General features: G+C 70.4%; 17 protein-coding genes and 1 riboswitch. Of the genes, 7 read left to right on the top strand and 10 right to left on the bottom strand.

Annotated elements, in window-relative coordinates:
- Together MED01_RS11120 and MED01_RS11115 are read right to left on the bottom strand one after the other, a co-directional pair.
- On the bottom strand, positions 1-723 hold the full coding sequence (locus MED01_RS11120) for a FadR/GntR family transcriptional regulator (RefSeq protein WP_238668431.1): 723 nt from the start codon (positions 721-723) through the stop codon (positions 1-3).
- A gap of 7 nt (positions 724-730) precedes the next feature.
- Positions 731-2,128: an enolase C-terminal domain-like protein gene (locus MED01_RS11115; protein WP_238668430.1), complete on the bottom strand. Its 1,398-nt coding sequence runs from the start codon at positions 2,126-2,128 to the stop codon at positions 731-733.
- A 431-nt stretch (positions 2,129-2,559) separates the two neighbouring features.
- Positions 2,560-2,776, top strand: a riboswitch (cobalamin riboswitch).
- Between the two features lie 193 nt (positions 2,777-2,969).
- On the opposite strand from MED01_RS11115, the gene MED01_RS11110 reads away from it, so the two are divergent.
- Entirely contained in the window at positions 2,970-5,288 is a 2,319-nt protein-coding gene (locus MED01_RS11110; protein WP_238668659.1) for a ribonucleoside-diphosphate reductase subunit alpha, read from the top strand.
- A gap of 56 nt (positions 5,289-5,344) precedes the next feature.
- Entirely contained in the window at positions 5,345-6,340 is a 996-nt protein-coding gene (locus MED01_RS11105) for a ribonucleotide-diphosphate reductase subunit beta (RefSeq protein ID WP_238668658.1), read from the top strand.
- Here MED01_RS11105 and MED01_RS11100 read toward each other — a convergent pair.
- Entirely contained in the window at positions 6,337-7,251 is a 915-nt protein-coding gene (locus MED01_RS11100) for a MerR family transcriptional regulator (protein ID WP_238668429.1), read from the bottom strand. The two genes, MED01_RS11105 and MED01_RS11100, sit on opposite strands and share 4 nt — an antisense overlap.
- A 118-nt stretch (positions 7,252-7,369) precedes the next feature.
- Between MED01_RS11100 and eno the strand changes: the two genes are divergently transcribed.
- On the top strand, positions 7,370-8,635 hold the full coding sequence (eno, locus tag MED01_RS11095) for a phosphopyruvate hydratase (protein ID WP_238668428.1): 1,266 nt from the start codon (positions 7,370-7,372) through the stop codon (positions 8,633-8,635).
- Here the strand turns inward: eno and MED01_RS11090 are convergent.
- From MED01_RS11090 to MED01_RS11080, 3 genes are read right to left on the bottom strand one after another with little or no spacing between them, the layout of a single operon-like run.
- The gene (locus MED01_RS11090; protein ID WP_238668427.1) at positions 8,617-9,057 is read right to left on the bottom strand and encodes an arsenate reductase ArsC; all 441 of its coding nucleotides are present in this window, start codon (positions 9,055-9,057) and stop codon (positions 8,617-8,619) included. The genes eno and MED01_RS11090 overlap by 19 nt on opposite strands.
- 18 nt (positions 9,058-9,075) lie before the next feature.
- Positions 9,076-10,167, bottom strand: coding sequence for an ACR3 family arsenite efflux transporter (gene arsB / locus MED01_RS11085; RefSeq protein ID WP_238668426.1), 1,092 nt, complete (start codon positions 10,165-10,167; stop codon positions 9,076-9,078).
- Positions 10,164-10,517, bottom strand: coding sequence for an ArsR/SmtB family transcription factor (locus MED01_RS11080; RefSeq protein ID WP_238668425.1), 354 nt, complete (start codon positions 10,515-10,517; stop codon positions 10,164-10,166). Before MED01_RS11080 ends, arsB begins: the two co-directional genes overlap by 4 nt.
- Before the next feature lie 96 nt (positions 10,518-10,613).
- Here MED01_RS11080 and MED01_RS11075 point away from each other — a divergent pair, with 96 nt between their 5' ends.
- Together MED01_RS11075 and MED01_RS11070 are read left to right on the top strand one after the other, a co-directional pair.
- Complete coding sequence (locus MED01_RS11075) at positions 10,614-11,111, top strand: GNAT family N-acetyltransferase (RefSeq protein WP_238668424.1); 498 nt, start codon at positions 10,614-10,616, stop codon at positions 11,109-11,111.
- Between the two features lie 45 nt (positions 11,112-11,156).
- Positions 11,157-12,548, top strand: coding sequence for an FAD-dependent oxidoreductase (locus tag MED01_RS11070; protein ID WP_238668423.1), 1,392 nt, complete (start codon positions 11,157-11,159; stop codon positions 12,546-12,548).
- Positions 12,549-12,594: 46 nt separating this feature from the next.
- Here the strand turns inward: MED01_RS11070 and MED01_RS11065 are convergent, their stop codons facing one another.
- Positions 12,595-12,948 carry a TraR/DksA family transcriptional regulator gene (locus tag MED01_RS11065; RefSeq protein ID WP_238668422.1) on the bottom strand — a complete coding sequence of 118 codons (354 nt, stop codon included), beginning with the start codon at positions 12,946-12,948 and terminating at the stop codon, positions 12,595-12,597.
- Between the two features lie 118 nt (positions 12,949-13,066).
- Between MED01_RS11065 and MED01_RS11060 the strand changes: the two genes are divergently transcribed.
- Positions 13,067-13,657, top strand: a complete 591-nt coding sequence (locus MED01_RS11060) for a TetR/AcrR family transcriptional regulator (RefSeq protein WP_238668421.1) — start codon at positions 13,067-13,069, stop codon at positions 13,655-13,657.
- 123 nt (positions 13,658-13,780) lie between these two features.
- The gene (locus tag MED01_RS11055; RefSeq protein ID WP_238668420.1) at positions 13,781-14,131 is read left to right on the top strand and encodes a DUF1330 domain-containing protein; all 351 of its coding nucleotides are present in this window, start codon (positions 13,781-13,783) and stop codon (positions 14,129-14,131) included.
- 63 nt (positions 14,132-14,194) lie between these two features.
- Here the strand turns inward: MED01_RS11055 and MED01_RS11050 are convergent, their stop codons facing one another.
- The 3 genes from MED01_RS11050 to MED01_RS11040 are packed head-to-tail and all read right to left on the bottom strand — an operon-like array spanning position 14,195 to position 17,417.
- Entirely contained in the window at positions 14,195-15,406 is a 1,212-nt protein-coding gene (locus tag MED01_RS11050; RefSeq protein ID WP_238668419.1) for a ferritin-like domain-containing protein, read from the bottom strand.
- Positions 15,403-16,248 carry a phosphate/phosphite/phosphonate ABC transporter substrate-binding protein gene (locus MED01_RS11045; RefSeq protein ID WP_238668418.1) on the bottom strand — a complete coding sequence of 282 codons (846 nt, stop codon included), beginning with the start codon at positions 16,246-16,248 and terminating at the stop codon, positions 15,403-15,405. Before MED01_RS11045 ends, MED01_RS11050 begins: the two co-directional genes overlap by 4 nt.
- Complete coding sequence (locus MED01_RS11040; RefSeq protein WP_238668417.1) at positions 16,248-17,417, bottom strand: acyl-CoA dehydrogenase family protein; 1,170 nt, start codon at positions 17,415-17,417, stop codon at positions 16,248-16,250. The genes MED01_RS11045 and MED01_RS11040 overlap by 1 nt, the downstream gene beginning before the upstream one ends.
- Positions 17,418-17,429 lie beyond the last annotated feature (12 nt).

Raw genomic sequence — 17,429 nt, 5'->3', positions numbered from 1 at the left:
TCACGACCGGGCCGTCTCGACGCTGGCGTCAGCGTCGTCGGGTAACCCCTGCAACGACTCCTCCACGCCGATCAGGTGGTTCGCCATCCGGGTGCGCGCCCGCTCCGGGTCGCGCGCCACGAGGGCCTTCAGGATCGCCACGTGTTCGTGATGGGTGCGCAGGTCCGCGCCCTCCTCGTGCAGACTCCGCCAGAGCCGGCCCCGGATGGTGCGCCCGGCGAAGGCTTCGATCAGACCGACGAGCACCGGGTTCTCGGCGTGCACCGCGATGATCCGGTGGAAGGCGATGTCGATCTCCATGATCCGCTCGTGGTCCGGCGGTGACTGGCCGATCAACCGGGCTGCCTCTTCGAGCAGGTCACCCGCCTGGGCCAGGGCCTCGTCGGTGATCCTGGTCGCCGCCAGGCAGGCGGCCTCGCACTCCAGCAGCCGGCGAACGGTGTGGATGTGCCGGGGGTCGCCCTGGCCCTGGAAGTCCACGACGAAACCCATCGGGGCCAGCAGTTGTGGCGCGTCGAGGTTGGTGACGTAGGTGCCGTCGCCCTGGCGGATGTTGACGATGCCCAGGATCGACAGCGCCGACATCCCCTCGCGCAGGGACCCCCGCGAGACTCCGAGCTGCTCGGCGAGGTCCTTCTCGATGGGCAACCGGTCCCCGGGCCTGAACTGCCCTTCGAGGATCATCCGCTTGATGCCGTTGACCACTTCGTCAGTGCGAGACATGATCCCCCTAGCGGCCGGTGAGGGTGGCCTTCCCACCCGCGATCACGTACGCCGCCTCCGGAGATGACACGGTAGTCGGGTCTGTCGTCGCCCAGTAGTGGCCGTCGGGAAAGCGGTAGAGCGCTACCGACTCCTGACGCATCCGGGTGGAGTAGCCGGGCTGGCTGGGCAGAACGTATCCGCTGCCCGTGCCGGTGTCCCGGATGATGCAGGGATCGGTGAAGTGCTCGTGCAGGTGGTCGACGAACTCGGTGACCCGGTTGGTGAGGTCCCCCGAGATCGCGACGTAGTCGAGCACCGACACGTGCTGGACCATCTCGCACAGCCCGACACCGCCGGCGTGCGGGCACACCGGGACGTCGAACTTCGCGGCGAGCAGCAGCACGGCGACGATCTCGTTGATGCTGGCCAAGCGGCCGGTGTCCAGTTGGCAGAAGTCGATGGCCTCGGCCTGGAACAGCTGCTTGAACATCACCCGGTTGTGGCAGTGCTCGCCGGTGGCGACGCCGATCGGAGCGACGGCGCGGCGGACGGCCGCGTGGCCCAGGATGTCGTCGGGGCTGGTCGGCTCCTCGATCCACAGTGGTTTGAACTGGGCGAGGGCGGTGACCCAGTCGATGGCCTGACCGACGTCCCACACCTGGTTGGCGTCGATCATCAGGTTGCGATCCGGCCCGAGGATCTCCCGCGCGATCGCGCATCGCCTGATGTCGTCGTCGAGGTTGGCGCCCACCTTGAGCTTGACGTAGCCGTAGCCGGTGTCCACCGCCTCCTGGCACAGCCGGCGCAGCTTGTCGTCGCCGTAGCCGAGCCAACCCGCCGAGGTGGTGTAGGCGGGGTAGCCGGTCCGGTCGAGCTCGGCGAGGCGGGCCGCCTTCGTGCCCTCCTTGGCCCGCAGGATGGCCAGTGCCTCGTCCCGGGTCAGCGCGTCGGACAGGTAGCGCAGGTCCGCGATGTCGACGAGTTGCTCGGGGGACATGTCGACGAGCAGCCGCCACAGCGGCTTGTCGGCGACCCGGGCGACCAGGTCCCACGACGCGTTCAACACGGCCGCCAGGGACAGGTGGACGACACCCTTCTCCGGCCCGAGCCAACGCAGTTGCGAGTCGGAGGTGAGGAGGCGGTAGACGGCGCCCATGTCCGCTGCCATCGTCGCCACGTCCAGGCCCACCAGAAGCTGTGCCTGGTGGACTGCCGCCGCCGCGACGATGTCGTTGCCTCGACCGATGGTGAAGGTCAGGCCGTGCCCCGCGAGTGGCGCGCCCACGCCGTCGACGCCGTCGGTGTGCAGGACGACGTAGGCCGCCGAGTAGTCGCCGTCCTTGTTCATGGCGTCTGACCCGTCAGCGGTCAGGGAGGTGGGGAAGCGGACGTCTTCGACGGTGACGGCAGTGATCTGCGGCATGCGTTCCTCGCCCGGCTAGGCTAAAGATCAGATGATCACAGGGAGTATACGGAGCGCCGCTCCAGCCCGTCAACGATGTCGATCACCGTGGGCCCGCAGACGTATGATGTTTGCCTCGCCGGGTCGATCCGCCTCACCGTCCATCGTGCCCGTTGACGGGCGAAGGTGGCAGGGTGGCGAGCCCGTGGAGATCGGGCGTTCAGCCCACCTCAAGGCATAGACAGTGGCATATGGGTGCGGTCTGCGGCACCGTGGCCTCGATACGCCACATCCCTGTCGACTGTCGACACCAGCGCGCAGGGCCCCGTCTCCGGTGCCTGGCGTCGGTCGACCGGGTGTTGTCGGCCGGGGTGGTGACAGTGGTCACCGAGTCGGCCACCGACACGCCCGAGACCGACATGTGGGGTGTGACAACGGCTGCGTCCCTATATATGGTGTCGAGCGCAGCTGGTTCGGCCGCTCATCCGGGGCGGTCGAGGCAACAGGGAACCCGGTGGAAATCCGGGACTGTCCCGCAGCGGTGAGTGGGAACGACCGCCGTCATCAGCACTGGGCCATCAATCGGCCTGGGAAGCGACGGCCAGTAGGAGACCGGCGAGCCCGGTCGTGCCCGCGAGTCCGAAGACCTGCCAGCGCGCCGCGTACCCGCATCCGGGTGGCGCGGCGGTCCGAGGCCGCGTGGGACGGCTGACGCCACCTGACCCACGCCGGGCTGGCGTGGCGTCCGTCGGTGTCTGTCTCCTCGCGTCCGGGCCACCAGGTCTCGAACTCCGAGGAGCGAGTGGTGACAGTCACCGAGGTAGTCCCGGCCAGCGGCGACGCGACAGCGCGGCGGACGCCGATGCAGGTCCGCAAGCGCGACGGCGGCACCGAACCCGTGGACGTGAACAAGATCGTCCGGGCGATCGAGCGGTGGGCCGACGACCTGACCGACGTCGACCCGATGCGGGTGGCCACCCGCACCATCAGCGGGCTCTACGACGGCGCGACCACTGCCGAACTTGACCGGCTGTCCATCCAGACCGCCGCCGAGATGATCGGTGAGGAGCCGCAGTACTCGCGCCTCGCCGCGCGATTGCTGGCCGGCTACGTCGACAAGGAGGTGCGTCGACAGGGCATCACCTCGTTCAGCGCGGCGATCCGGGTCGGCCACGCCGAGGGCCTGATCGGTGACGACACCGCCGCGTTCGTCGCCGCACACGCCGCGACGCTCGACCACGCCATCGACCCGGACGGCGACCGCCGGTTCGAGTACTTCGGCCTGCGCACCGTGTACGACCGCTACCTGCTGCGCCACCCCATCAGCCGACTGGTGCTGGAGACCCCGCAGTACTGGCTGCTGCGGGTGGCCTGCGGCCTGTCCCGGACGGCGGACGAGGCTGTCGACTTCTACCGGCTGATGTCCAGCCTGGCCTACCTGCCCAGCTCACCGACCCTGTTCAACTCCGGCACCCGGCACACGCAGATGTCCTCCTGCTACCTGGTCGACTCCCCGCTCGACGAGCTGGACTCGATCTACCAGCGGTACGCCCAGGTCGCCAACCTGTCCAAGTTCGCCGGTGGCATCGGCATCGCGTACTCCCGGGTGCGCTCCCGGGGAGCGCTGATCCGGGGCACGAACGGGCAGTCCAACGGCATCGTGCCGTGGCTGCGCACGCTGGACGCGAGCGTCGCCGCTGTGAACCAGGGTGGCCGACGCAAGGGCGCGGCCTGCGTCTATCTGGAGCCGTGGCACCCGGACATCGAGGAGTTCCTGCAACTGCGGGACAACACCGGCGAGGACGCCCGACGCACCCACAACCTCAACCTGGCCAACTGGATCCCGGACGAGTTCATGCGGCGGGTCGAGGCCGACGAGCCGTGGTCGCTGTTCGACCCGCACGAGGTGCCCGAGCTGCCCGACCTGTGGGGCGAGCGGTTCGACGCCGCGTACCGCCAGGCCGAGGCGCAGGGTCTCTACGTGCGGCAGGTCCCGGCACGGGAGCTGTACGGGAAGATGATGCGGACCCTCGCCCAGACCGGCAACGGCTGGATGACCTTCAAGGACGCCGCCAACCGGCTCTGCAACCAGACCGCCGAGCCGGGCAACGTGGTGCACCTGTCGAACCTCTGCACCGAGATCGTCGAGGTGTCCAGTGACACCGAGACCGCCGTGTGCAACCTCGGCTCGGTGAACCTAGCCGCCCACCTCACCGCCGGCGGCATCGACTGGGAGCGGCTGCGCGCCACGGTACGGACCGCGGTTACCTTCCTCGACCGGGTCATCGACATCAACTACTACCCGACCGCGCAGGCGGCGGCGAGCAACCCCCGCTGGCGGCCGGTCGGACTCGGGCTGATGGGCCTACAAGACGTCTTCTTCGCGCTGCGGCTGCCGTTCGACTCGCCGGCCGCCCGGGAGCTGTCCACCCTGATCAGCGAGGAGCTGTACCTGACCGCGCTGGAGACCTCGGCCGACCTGGCGCGCGACTTCGGCGCGCATCCGGCGTACCCGCAGACCCGGGCCGCGCGGGGCCAGCTCCAGCCCGACCTGTGGGGTGTCGAGGGTACGCAGACCGCGCGGTGGGACGCGCTGCGCGAGCGGGTCGAGGCGTACGGGCTGCGCAACTCGCTGCTGGTGGCGGTCGCGCCGACGGCCACCATCGCCTCGATCGCCGGGTGTTACGAGTGCATCGAGCCGCAGGTGTCCAACCTGTTCAAGCGCGAGACCTTGTCGGGGGAGTTCCTCCAGGTCAACACCGCTCTGGTACGCGAGCTGAAGGCCCGCGGTCTGTGGACCGAGCGGATCCGTTCGGCGATCAAGCGGGCGGAGGGGTCCGTGCAGGAGATCGCCGAGCTGCCGGCCGCCGTACGGGAGCTGTTCCGCACCGCGTGGGAGCTGCCGCAGCGGGCGCTCATCGACCTGGCCGCCGCCCGCGCCCCGTTCATCGACCAGTCCCAGTCGCTGAACCTGTTCCTGGCCGCGCCGACCATCGGCAAGCTCTCCTCGATGTACCTGTACGCCTGGAAGGCCGGGCTGAAGACCACCTACTACCTGCGCTCGCGTCCCGCGACGCGGATCCAGCAGGCCACCGTCAGCGCTGTCGCGCCAGTCGTCGTCGACGCGGAGGCGCTGGCCTGCTCGCTGGAGAACCCCGAGTCGTGCGAGGCCTGCCAGTGACCCCCGCCGAAGCCGCCACCACCGACGCCAGCATCACCGACACGAGGACCACGCACATGCTGCTCGACCCCGGGATGGACCTGACTCTCCGCCCGATGCGCTACCCGCACTTCTTCGACAGGTTCCGCGACGCGATCCGCAACACCTGGACGGTCGAGGAGGTCGACCTGCACGCCGACCTCGCCGACCTGGACAAGCTGTCGCCGGCCGAACGGCACCTGGTCAGCCGCCTGGTGGCGTTCTTCGCCACCGGTGACACGATCGTCGCCAACAACCTGGTGCTCAACCTCTACCAGCACGTCAACAGCCCGGAGGGTCGCCTCTACCTGTCCCGCCAGCTGTTCGAGGAGGCCGTGCACGTCCAGTTCTATCTCAACCTGCTCGACACGTACGTGCCCGACGAGACCGAGCGCTTCGAGGCCTTCGCGGCCATCGAGAACATCCCCTCGATCCGTCGCAAGGCCGAGTTCTGCTTCCGGTGGATCAACTCCCTCAACGACCTGCGCGAGCTGCGGTCCCGCGAGGACCGGCGCACGTTCCTGCTCAACCTGATCTGCTTCGCCGCCTGCATTGAGGGGTTGTTCTTCTACGGCGCGTTCGCGTACGTCTACTTCCTGCGTTCCCGCGGCCTGCTGCACGGCCTCGCCTCGGGCACCAACTGGGTGTTCCGCGACGAGTCCATGCACATGGCGTTCGCGTTCGACGTCGTCGACACCGTTCGCGTCGAGGAGCCGGACCTGTTCGACGACGACCTCGCCGACCAGGTTCGCCGGATGCTCACCGAGGCGGTCGAGTGTGAGGTGCAGTTCGCCGAGGACCTGTTGGGCCATGGTGTGCCCGGTCTGACGTTGGCCGACATGCGGGAGTACCTCCAGCACGTCGCCGACCGCCGACTCGCCCAGCTCGGCATCGCGGCGCACTACGGGTCGAGCAACCCGTTCGGCTTCATGGAGTTGCAGGACGTGCAGGAGCTGTCCAACTTCTTCGAGCGGCGGGTGTCGGCGTACCAGGTCGGGGTGACCGGCACCGTCGCCTTCGACGACGACTTCTAGGCGGCAACCGATCCGGGGGCCTGGCGTCGCTTCGTGAGCCACCGCATCACGTGCAGGGGGTGCGACGCCGGGTCCGGGATCGGGTGGAAGACGTGTTCGACAGCGCCGTCGGCGACGATCAGGGTCAGCCGCTCGTAGAGCGTCATGTCGCCGGCGGCGCGGGTCGGCAGCCGCAGGGCGTCGGCCAGGGTCAGCCTCGGGTCGGGGATCAGCGGGTAGGGCAGTCGCAGCCGGTGGGCGAGTTCCCGCTGGTAACCGGTCGACTGCGCGGACAGGCCGTAGACCCGTGCGGCACCGGCCGCGCGGAGTTCCGCGTGGTGGTCGCGGAACCAGGCGGCCTGCTCGGTGCTGCCGCGCGCGCCGTGGATCTCCAGCAGCCCGTTGGGCAGGTCGACGCCCGGTCGTCCGGTCAGTGGGTAGACGAAGATGACGCTGCGCCCGGCGCCGAGCGCGCCGAGATCGACCGGGCGGCCGTCGGTGCCGTAGAAGGACAGCGGTGGCAACCGGACGCCGACCAGCGCGGTGGGGTCGGCGCCCTCGGCGGGACTGCCGGGTACGACCTGGGTCGCGGCGGCGTCCAGGCGGGCGTCCAGCGCGTCGCGCTGGGCGGTCAACTTGCCGATCCGTTCCTGCAGGTTGCCGATGGTGCTGCGGTACGTGGCCACCGCCGCCGCGCACACGTCGGTGTCGTCGGCGCCACCGGCGATCGACTCGACGAACGGGCGGGTCTCCTCGACGGTGAGGCCGAGCGCCATCAGCTCGCGGATCTGGGCCACCAGCCGCACCGCGATCGGGTCGTACTCGCGGTAGCCGTTGCTCAGCCGCCGGGGCACGACCAGCCCGGCCGACTCGTAGTACCGCAGTGCCCGGACCGTGGTTCCGGTCCGTCGTGCCAACTCACCCACCCGCATCCCGCGACCCTAAACCCGCACCCCGGGGTACGGGTCAACGTGTCCATCGTCGCGGTGTCAGGGCCGCCGTTTCCTGCCAGTCTGGCTGCGAACAGGCAGCTTGAGCAGGGAGTGTGTGATGACGGCAATCAGTCGCGTGCGTGGTCGGCAGATCCTCGACAGCCGGGGCAACCCGACGGTGGAGGCCGACGTGGTCCTCGCCGACGGGTCGACCGGGCGGGCGGCAGTGCCGTCCGGCGCGTCGACGGGAGCGAACGAGGCGGTCGAGCTGCGCGACGGGGACCTGACGCGTTTTCACGGCAAGGGGGTCAGCACTGCCGTCGCCGCGGTCAACGGCGAGATCGCCGACGCGGTGCTCGGGCTCGACGCGGAGGACCAGGCCCTGATCGACGAGACGATGATCGCTCTCGACGGTTCGAAGGACAAGGGTCGACTGGGTGCCAACGCGATCCTGGCGGTGTCCCTGGCGACCGCGAAGGCGGCGGCGTTGGCCCACCGGCAGCCGCTCTACCGCTATGTCGGTGGTGTCGGCGCCCGCCTGCTGCCGGTGCCGATGATGAACATCATCAACGGCGGCGCGCACGCCGACAATCCGCTCGACTTCCAGGAGTTCATGATCGCCCCGGTCGGAGCGCAGACCTTCGCCGAGGCGGTCCGGATGGGTTCGGAGGTCTTCCACACCCTCAAGGCGTCCCTGGCCGCCGCCGGGCACAACACCAACGTCGGCGACGAGGGTGGCTTCGCGCCAAACGTCAAGGGCGCGGACGAGGCGCTGCGGTTCGTGTCGCGGGCCATCGAGGAGAGCGGCTACCAGCCCGGCGCCGACGTGCTGATCTGCCTCGACCCCGCGAGTTCGGAGTTCTTCCACGACGGCGTCTACGACTACGTCGGCGAGGGCCGTCAGCGGACCGTCGACGAGCACATCGACTACCTGCTCGACCTTGTCTCCCGGTACCCGATCAGCTCGATCGAGGACCCGATGGCCGAGGACGACATCGCCGGCTGGAAGCGGCTGACGGCGGCGGCGGGGGAGCGCGTGCAGCTGGTCGGCGACGACGTCTTCTGCACCGATGTCGACCGGCTGCGCGACGGGATCGACGGCGGTTACGCCAACGCGATCCTGGTCAAGGTCAACCAGATCGGCACGCTCACCGAGACCCTGGCGACGGTGGACGCCGCCCACAAGGCCGGGTACCGGGTGGTGATGTCGCACCGGTCCGGGGAGACCGAGGACACCACCATCGCCGACCTGGCCGTGGGCGTCGGCTGCGGGCAGATCAAGACCGGCTCGCTGTCGCGCTCCGACCGTACGGCCAAGTACAACCAGCTCATCCGCATCGAGGAGGAACTCGGCCACCGCGCTGTCTACGCCGGAGGTCGCTGACGGCTGTGCTCCGGTCGAGTGGTGGGGCTCAGTTCGGTGAGGAGCTTCTCCACCCGGTCCCGGATCTCGTCACGGATCGGGCGGACGGCGTCGACGCCCTTGCCGGCCGGGTCGTCGAGCTTCCAGTCCTCGTAGCGTTTGCCGGGGAAGACCGGGCAGGTGTCGCCGCAGCCCATGGTCACGATGACGTCGGAGGACTGCGCTGTCGCGTACTCCAGGAGTTTGGGGGTCTGGTCGGTGATGTCGATGCCGACCTCGCGCATGGCCTGCACGGCGGCGGGGTTGATCGTCTCGGCCGGAGCGGAGCCGGCCGAGCGGACCTCGACGGTGTCGCCGGCGAGGTGGCGTAGCCAGCCGGCGGCCATCTGGGAGCGGCCGGCGTTGTGGACGCAGACGAACAGGACGCTGGGTCTGTCGCTCATGTCGGGGTTGCCTTCCGGTTACGTGGTCGCGGATCGCGGGGGAGTGAAGAAGCGGCGGCGCGCCCACAGGGAGACGTAGACGAGCCCGACCAGGACGGGCACCTCGATCAACGGGCCGACGACCCCGGCGAGGGCTTGGCCGGAGGTGACGCCGAAGGTGCCGATCGCGACGGCGATGGCGAGTTCGAAGTTGTTGCCGGCGGCGGTGAACGCGAGGGTGGTGGTGCGTTGGTAGCCGAGACCGATGGCCCGGCCGAGGGCGTAGGAGCCGGCCCACATGAGCGCGAAGTACACCAGCAGGGGCAGGGCGATGCGGACGACGTCCAGAGGCCGGCTGGTGATGGCGTCGCCTTGCAGGGCGAACAGGATCACGATCGTGAACAGCAGCCCGTATAGGGCGGCCGGGCCGATCCTGGGCAGGAAGCGGGCCTCGTACCAGGCGCGGCCCCTGGCGCGCTCGCCGAGGCGGCGGGTGAGGTAACCGGCGAGCAGCGGGATGCCGAGGAAGACGAGCACGTTGGCGGCGATGTCCCAGGCCGAGATCGTCAACTCGGTGCCGGAGAGCCCCAGCCACTGGGGGAGCACGGAGAGGTAGAACCAGCCGAGTACACCGAAGGCGACGACCTGGAAGACGGAGTTGAGGGCGACCAGGACGGCGGCGGCCTCCCGATCACCGCAGGCGAGGTCGTTCCAGATGATGACCATGGCGATGCACCGGGCCAGGCCGACGATGACCAGGCCGGTGCGGTACGCGGGCTGGTCAGCCAGGAAGATCCAGGCCAGGGCGAACATCACGGCGGGGCCGACCAGCCAGTTGAGGACCAGCGAGGAGATCAGCAGCCGGCGGTCGCCGGTGACGGTGTCGAGCCGGTCGTAGCGGACCTTCGCCAGGACCGGGTACATCATGATCAGCAGGCCGATCGCGATCGGTAGCGAGATCCCGCCGATCTGCACCGCGTCCAGGACGCTGTTCAACCCGGGTATCAGCCGACCGAGGAGCAGGCCGGCGGCCATCGCCAGCCCGATCCACACGGGCAGGAACCGGTCGAGTCGGGAGAGTCGGCCGACGACGGCGCTCTCGCCCGGCTCGCTCCGCAGGGTCGTTGTCATGTCGCCGGCGCCACGGTGAGCAGTGCGGCGAGCTGGCGCAGGATGCCCGGCCGGGCGCGGTAGTAGACCCAGGTGCCCCGGCGTTCGGCGTCGACCAGCCCCGCCTCGCGCAGTGTCCTGAGGTGGTGCGAGATGGTCGGACCGGTCAGGTCGAACGCGGGGGTCAGGTCGCAGACGCAGATCTCCCCGGTCTCGGCGGAGGCGATCATCGACAGCAGTTGCAGCCGCACCGGGTCGCCGAGGGCCTTGAACGCGGGCGCGAGCACCGCAGCGGCCTCGGCCGGTACGCGTCGCTCGGCCAGCGGGGCGCAGCACGACACGTCAGCCGCCGGACCTGCTTGATTCGACATTGCTCTAGGTTGACACTTCTCTAATCAGTGTGCAACTGTCTGATTCGATGGACGTCGAGACAGTCCTCTGATCTCTTCCGGAAGGGAACCCCGCTGATGGTCGACCTCGCCGTGCGGCCCATGACCGACGCCCATGCCGACCGGGTCCTGGCGATCTACCAGGCCGGGTTGGACGCCGGCAATGCCAGCTTCGAGATCACCGCCCCGACCTGGGCGGCGTTCGACGCCGCGCGCCTGGCTGCGCACCGCTTCGTGGCCGTCGACAGCGACGGGGTGGTGCTCGGCTGGATCGCCGTCTCGCCGACCTCGACCCGCGCTGTTTACGCCGGAGTGGTCGAACACTCCGTCTACGTGGACCCGGCCGCCCAGGGGCGGGGCATCGCCCGACTGCTGCTGAGCGCGCTGATCGCCTCCACCGAGGCCGCCGGCATCTGGACCATCCAATCCGGAGTCTTCCCGGAGAACACCGCCAGCCTCACAGTCCACCAACGAGCCGGCTTCCGGGTCATCGGCGTACGCGAGCGGGTCGGTCGCCATCACGACCGCTGGCGCGACGTCGTCCTGCTGGAACGCCGCAGCCCCACCATCACCTGACCAGCCGTGGCCCTCGACCCGGGCCACCACACCGAGGAGCCACTGATGACCGCTCTGGACGACCTTCCCACCATCGTCATCGGCGCCGGTCCGACCGGTCTCGCCGCCGCCGCGCACCTGCACGAACGCGGACTGCCCTTCACCGTCCTCGAAGCCGGCGACACCCCGGGCGCCGCGGTACGCCAGTGGGGGCACGTGCGGGTCTTCTCGCCGTGGCGTTACAACATCGACCAGGCCGCCCGTCGGCTCCTCGACGAGGCCGGTTGGGTCGCCCCCGACCCGGGGACACTGCCCACCGGCGCGGAGCTGGTCGACGACTACCTCCGGCCCCTCGCGCAACTGCCGCAACTGAAGCCACACGTGCGGTACGGGGCACGGGTCGAGGCGATCAGCCGGCTCGGCCTCGACCGGCTGCGTACCGCCGGGCGCGACACCGCACCGTTCCTGCTCCGCCTCGCCGACGGCGACGAGCTTGTCGCCCGCGCCGTCATCGACGCCTCCGGCACCTGGAGCACGCCGAACGTCCTCGGCGCGTCCGGTCTGCGCGCGCGAGGGGAGGCGGAGGCGGCGGCGTACCTGGAGCACGCGCTGCCGGACGTCCTCGGCGCCGACCGGGGCCGGTTCGTCGGCCGGCACACACTGGTGGTCGGCGCCGGTCACTCGGCCGCGAACACCCTGCTGTCCCTGGCGGAGCTGGCCGCCGTCGAGGCCGGCACCGAGGTGACCTGGGCCATCCGGGCCGCCGCGCCGACGCGTACCTACGGTGGTGGAGACGCCGACGCCCTCCCGGCGCGGGGCGCGCTCGGCGCACGGCTGCGTGCGCACGTCGACGCCGGACGGATCCGGCTGCTCACCGGCTTCTCCGTGCGGGCGCTCACCCCGACCGACGGCCGGGTGAGTGTGGCCCTGCGGCATGGCGACGGCAGCGCCGAGTCGATCACCGTCGACCGTGTTGTCGCGGCCACGGGCTTCCGCCCCGACCACGGCATCGCCGCCGAGCTGCGGCTGGACCTCGACCCGGTGCTGGGCGCGACCCGTGCCCTGGCCCCGCTGATCGACCCCAACGAGCACTCCTGCGGCACGGTGCCGCCGCACGGCGTGGACGTGCTCGCCCACCCGGAGCACTGCTACTTCGCCGTCGGCATGAAGTCCTACGGCCGGGCGCCGACGTTCCTCATGGCCACCGGCTACGAGCAGGTCCGCTCCGTGGTCGCCGCGCTCGCCGGTGACTGGGCGGCCGCCCGCGACGTCCAGCTCGACCTGCCCGAAACCGGCGTGTGCAGCAGTGATTCCGCCGTCTCGGCGGGCGACGACTGCTGTGGGTCGCAACCGACGGGGCGTGGACTGTCCACGGGCATCTCCGGTGGGCTGCGGTCCGCGCCGATCAGCCTCGTCGCCCTCAACGCCGCGCCAGCAGGAGGTTGTTGCGCCAGCTGATCACCGGTACGACGGTGCCCGTGGCCCTCGCGGTCGGCGGGCGCCGTCACCGTCGGCTGGCGCAGGCCACGCAGGTACGCGCGGACGGGCGGGCGACGAGCCGCTCGGCGGGAATCGGACGGGAGCACCGTTCGCACAGGCCGTAGCTGCCGTCGTCGACCCGTCGCAGCGCGACGTCCAGCTCGGCCAGGCGTCGGCGGGTGGCGTCCAGGACGGCGGTGAGCTGCGCGCGTTCGAAGGCGATGGTGCTGCCCTCGGGGTCGTGTTCGTCATCGGCGTTGGACGACCGGGACGCCTCGAAAAGACTCCGCAGGTCGCCGTCCAGGGCGGTGGCCTGAGCCTCGGTCTGCTCGCGAAGCCGCAGCAACTCCTCGCGGACCGCGCTGAAATCGCTGTTCATGACCATTCCACAGTACCTGGGGGATGACAGCGGTCACATCACTGGCATTCCGAGACGACCGGTCATATCGTGGTGTCTGTCAGTCAGCCGGCACCCCGGGCGAGAGGAGGGCCACGAGATGCCACGACCGAAGTCACCGGCCTCCGTCGGAACCCGGCAACGGTTGTCCGACGCGGCGTTGGACCTGTTCCACCTGCGCGGCTACAACGGCACGAGCGTCCAGGACATCGTCGCCGCCGCCGGGGCACCCAAGGGCACCTTCTACAACCACTTCGCCAGCAAGGAAGACCTCGCCCTCGACTCGGTGGCGAGATACTCAGCGGCGATGGGGCTGGAAATGCTCGACGAGAAGCGGGGCGGCACGCCGCTGGAGCGGATCACCGCTCACCTGAGATACATCACCGGCCTCGGCGACACCATGGGTGATCGCGGATGCCTGCTCGGCAACTTCGCCACCGAGATCCCGGCACACAGCGATGTTCTGCGGAACGCGGTCGACGCCGGCTTCGGCCGCTGGGTCGCCGCGCTCGCCACGGCGATCGAGCAGGCGCGGGCCGCCGGTGAACTGCACGGCGACGAACCCGCCGCCGATCTCGCCGGCTTCGTCGTCTCCAGCTACGAGGGCGCGGCAGCGCGGGCGAAGGCATCCGGTGACCCGGCCGCACTCCAGGAGTTCTTCACGATCACCACGGCCCGGATCCTCACCTGATCCGGGTCCGATCCCAGCGGTGACAGCCCGCGTCGTCCCATCGGCGCGGCGCGTACCCAATCCAAGACGACCGGTCGTACGCCTTCGACCGGGAAGCAGCACCCCGCACCTGAGGAGTGAGACATGAGCACCTACCTGATCAACCACCTGCGTATCCCGGGCGGAGTTCCGACCGAGGATTCCCTGCGTTACCTGGAGCAGGTGCAGGCCACCACCGAGGCGTACGGCGCCAAGTGGCTCGTCCTGGACGCCGAGGTGCAGGTCCTCGAGGGCAGCTGGCCCGGTTCGGTCGTGCTGATCGAGTTCCCGGACGCGGAAACCGCCAGGACCTGGTACAACTCACCCGAGTACCAGGCGATCCTGTCGCTGCGCGTCGATCACACCATCAACGACCTGGTCCTGGTGGACTCGGTCGGCCCGGACTTCACTGTGGCGGGCTACGCGCGTCAGATCCGGACCCTGCTCGGCCAGTGACCAGCGCTCGCTGACCTGCCGTACCGCGATCCCCGCGCACGCCGTGCCGTGCGCGGGGATCGGCTACATGAAGTTGCGGGTGTGCAGGGCGGAGAGCGCCGCCGCCTCGTCGACCCGGAAACCCAGCCGGACGAGGCGGCGCTGACGGCCCTGATCCATCGCGTGCTGCAGAGCCCGCACCCGGTCGAAGCCGGCGGACACGTCATTCGGCTGCCAGCCACCCGCCGCGAGCACCACCAGCGCGTCGAAGACATCAGCGTTGAGCCCAGCCGTGTCGACCAGCGCGTCGTGGCGGCGGTGGATAGCCGCCCGCAGCCGGTCCCGCAGCAGCGGATCCAGCTGCGCCTGATGCTCCAGGTGTGCCATGCCGAACACCACGTGCCGGCGCTCGTCCTGCATCGCGAGCCAACAGATCCGGCGGGTCACCGGGTCCGGGGCGACCTCGTGCAGGAACGAGAGCAGATCGACGAAGCTGCCCTCGCCGAGCACGGAGAGCAGGAACGACGCCAACGCGAAGTCCGACTCCGCGACGAGGGTGAACAGCGACTGGCGACCGCCAGCGGATGACGTGCCCATCTCGGCGCCCCGCAGCAGGGCCCGCCGGCTGAAGACCTCCATGTGCCGGGCCTCGTCGGCCATCTGCACGGCGAGCAGCTGCACCACCTCCCGAAAGTGCGGATGGATGCGCCCCACGAACCGGGCCGGCACGACGAGGGCGGCCTGCTCGTTCTCGACCAGATAGGTCATCACCTGCACCACAGCGGCCTCGACGTCGGCCGGCAGCGCGAACGGGTCGTCCCACGGCACCGCGGTCTGCGGGTCCCACTGTCGGGCGGCGGCCTGCGCGTACAGGTGTGGGGCGATGTCGGCCCAGACCAGGTCGCGGTCGTCCAGGTCGAACCGGGCCTCCGGACCACCGGCTTCCAGGAGCGCGCCCCGGGCGCCGAGCCCCCACCTTGCGGGCGGACGGCTGCTCAGCGCCGACGGCAGGGCCGACCCGGCCCGCTCAGCGCCGAACCAGCGGTCGTCATCCGCCGACCCCCGGACCACCACCGCCACCAGCTCGTTCGCCTCGCTCCGATCAGGCCATTCGACCCGATGACCCCGGCCACGACACCAGGCCGGCAGGTGGACGCGCAGCGCCGGGTCGCGACCGGAGACCGCCAACCGGCCGCCGGGCGGCAACCCGGCCAGGGCGCGCTGCACCAGCAGGTGCGCGCCACTGCCGAAACCCAGGTCACCCAGGTCGACAGCGGCGACAGGTGTCCAACTCACGGCCGGTAGTGCGGGGCCGTCACCCGCCCGTCGAGGGAGTAGAAACCGCTGGCGTCGACAGCGGCGGCGAGGGCGTCATACCCGGTGGTGCGGCCCTCCCGCCAGGCCGTCAGCCCCTCTAGGTCGAGCAGTGGACGCACCTGCGGATCGGCGTACGACATGCCGAGCAGGAGCGTGCCGAAGAGCCGGACGCCTTCGGACTCCGGCGCGCGGACAGTCATGTTGCAGTGGTCGTAGCGTGCGGTCTGGGCCACGATCCGGGTGCCCTCGGGCGGTAGCGTGCCCTCCTGGACGAACGCCAGGTGGTTGGCGTCGATCATGCAGGCGGCGTCGACCTCCCCGGCCACCAGGGCGCGCGCCGCGTCGCGCTCGCCGCCGATGTGGTCGCCGTGCAGGCCGACACCCACGTCGAAACGGCGTACGTCGACAGTGACCCCGGCCGCCGCCAGGTGGCCCAGCGGAATGAGCGTCGCCTGTGGACTGTCGATCGCCCCGACGGCGACCACCCGTCCGGCGAGGTCGGTGAGCTGGCGCACCGGCGAGTCCGCGCGAACCACGACGATCGAGGTGAGGTCCTGGTCGGTGTCGCGCATGGTGAGCGCGCGCACGGCAGTGCCGTCGGCGGCCGCCAGTCGCTCGGCCCGCAGCCAGGCCAGGGGAGAGTTCCAGGCCGCGTCGATCCGCCCGGCGACGAGGTCCTCCACCTGTCGTTCGTAGTGCGAGTAGAGGACGAAGTCGAAGTCCAGGCCCCGCCCGCGCAGCCAGGTGCGGAAGCCCTCCCAGATGGTCACCACCTTCGGGTCGTACGCGACGGCGCCCATCAGGACGGTAGGCGCGGGCATCAGCGGTTGGCCTCGTCGAGCAGCGGCAGCCCGGTGGCGAGCCGACCGACGAAATCGTGCAGCGCGTCGGTGGTCGGCGCCATCACCCGGGCCGCGCGGGCGTCCCGGAAACGACGCTCAAGGCCCAACTCCTTGCGGAAGGCGCTGCCCCCGCAGAGCTGCATCGCGCCATCGGTCACGTCGGCGACTGTCTCGCCGGCGAGCGCCTTGACCTGGAGCACCCGCAGCATCGCGTCGTCCCGGCCCGTCTCCAGAGCGGTGAGCGTGTCTCCCAGGAAGGCACGCAGCGCGTCGGTGCGGATCATCAGCCGGGCGAGGTCGCGTCGGGTGACTGGCGCGTCGCGCAGGGCGGCGCCGGTGTGCGCGAGCGTGGTCCTGGTCAGATGACGGCTCGCCTCGGCCACGGCGCTGTCGGCGAGACCGAGGCAGAAAGCGGCGTTGAGCACCAGGAACCAGGGCAGGACCGCGCCGAGAGCGGTGTCGAGCCCGGCCCCGTCGGCGGCCATCCTCGCCGTCGCCGGAACCCGGAGCCCGTCGGCGGTCATCGGCCGGGAGCCGTTGCCCCGCAGGCCCAGCCCATCGAAGTCGCCGGCCACGCTCAGGCCGGCGCTGTCGGCCGGCACCAGCCACAAGGTCATCGGACCGGCGTCGAGGGTCAGCGGAAGGCTCGACCAGACGTAGCTGTTGGCCTCGCCGGCCGAGGTGACCCAGCTCTTACGGGCGTCGAGGCGGACTGTGTCGTCGTCTGCGGCTGTCGCGGTGCCGGTCGGCGACCAGAAGTGGCTGCGCGATCCGTACTCGGAGAAGGCCAACGTGGTGAGGTGATCCCCGGCGGCGATGGCGGCGCGGACGTCGCGCGGGGCGTGGGCCTCGACGACGGCGGTCGCCGCGTAGTGCATGAGCACCACCATCGCTGTGGACCCGCACTCGGCGGCCAGCCGCTCGATCACCTCGGCGACCGTCCGCATGCCGTGGCCGGCGCCACCGACCTCGGTCGAGGAGGCCAGGCCGAGCAGGCCGGCTGCGGCGAGAGCGTCGACACCCGGACGGGGGAAGGCCCCGTCCCGGTCGACGATCGGCGCCTGCGGGCGGATCACGTCGTCGATCACCGTGCCGAGCGTGTCAGTGGGATCGGTGGCGGTCTGGACATTGTCGACACTGGTCGTCATGCTCGGTTGCCC

It is taken from the genome of Micromonospora alfalfae, from assembly GCF_022230925.1.
Classification (GTDB): Bacteria; Actinomycetota; Actinomycetes; order Mycobacteriales; family Micromonosporaceae; genus Micromonospora; species Micromonospora alfalfae.
This window is presented reverse-complemented; position numbering and strand designations above follow the sequence as displayed.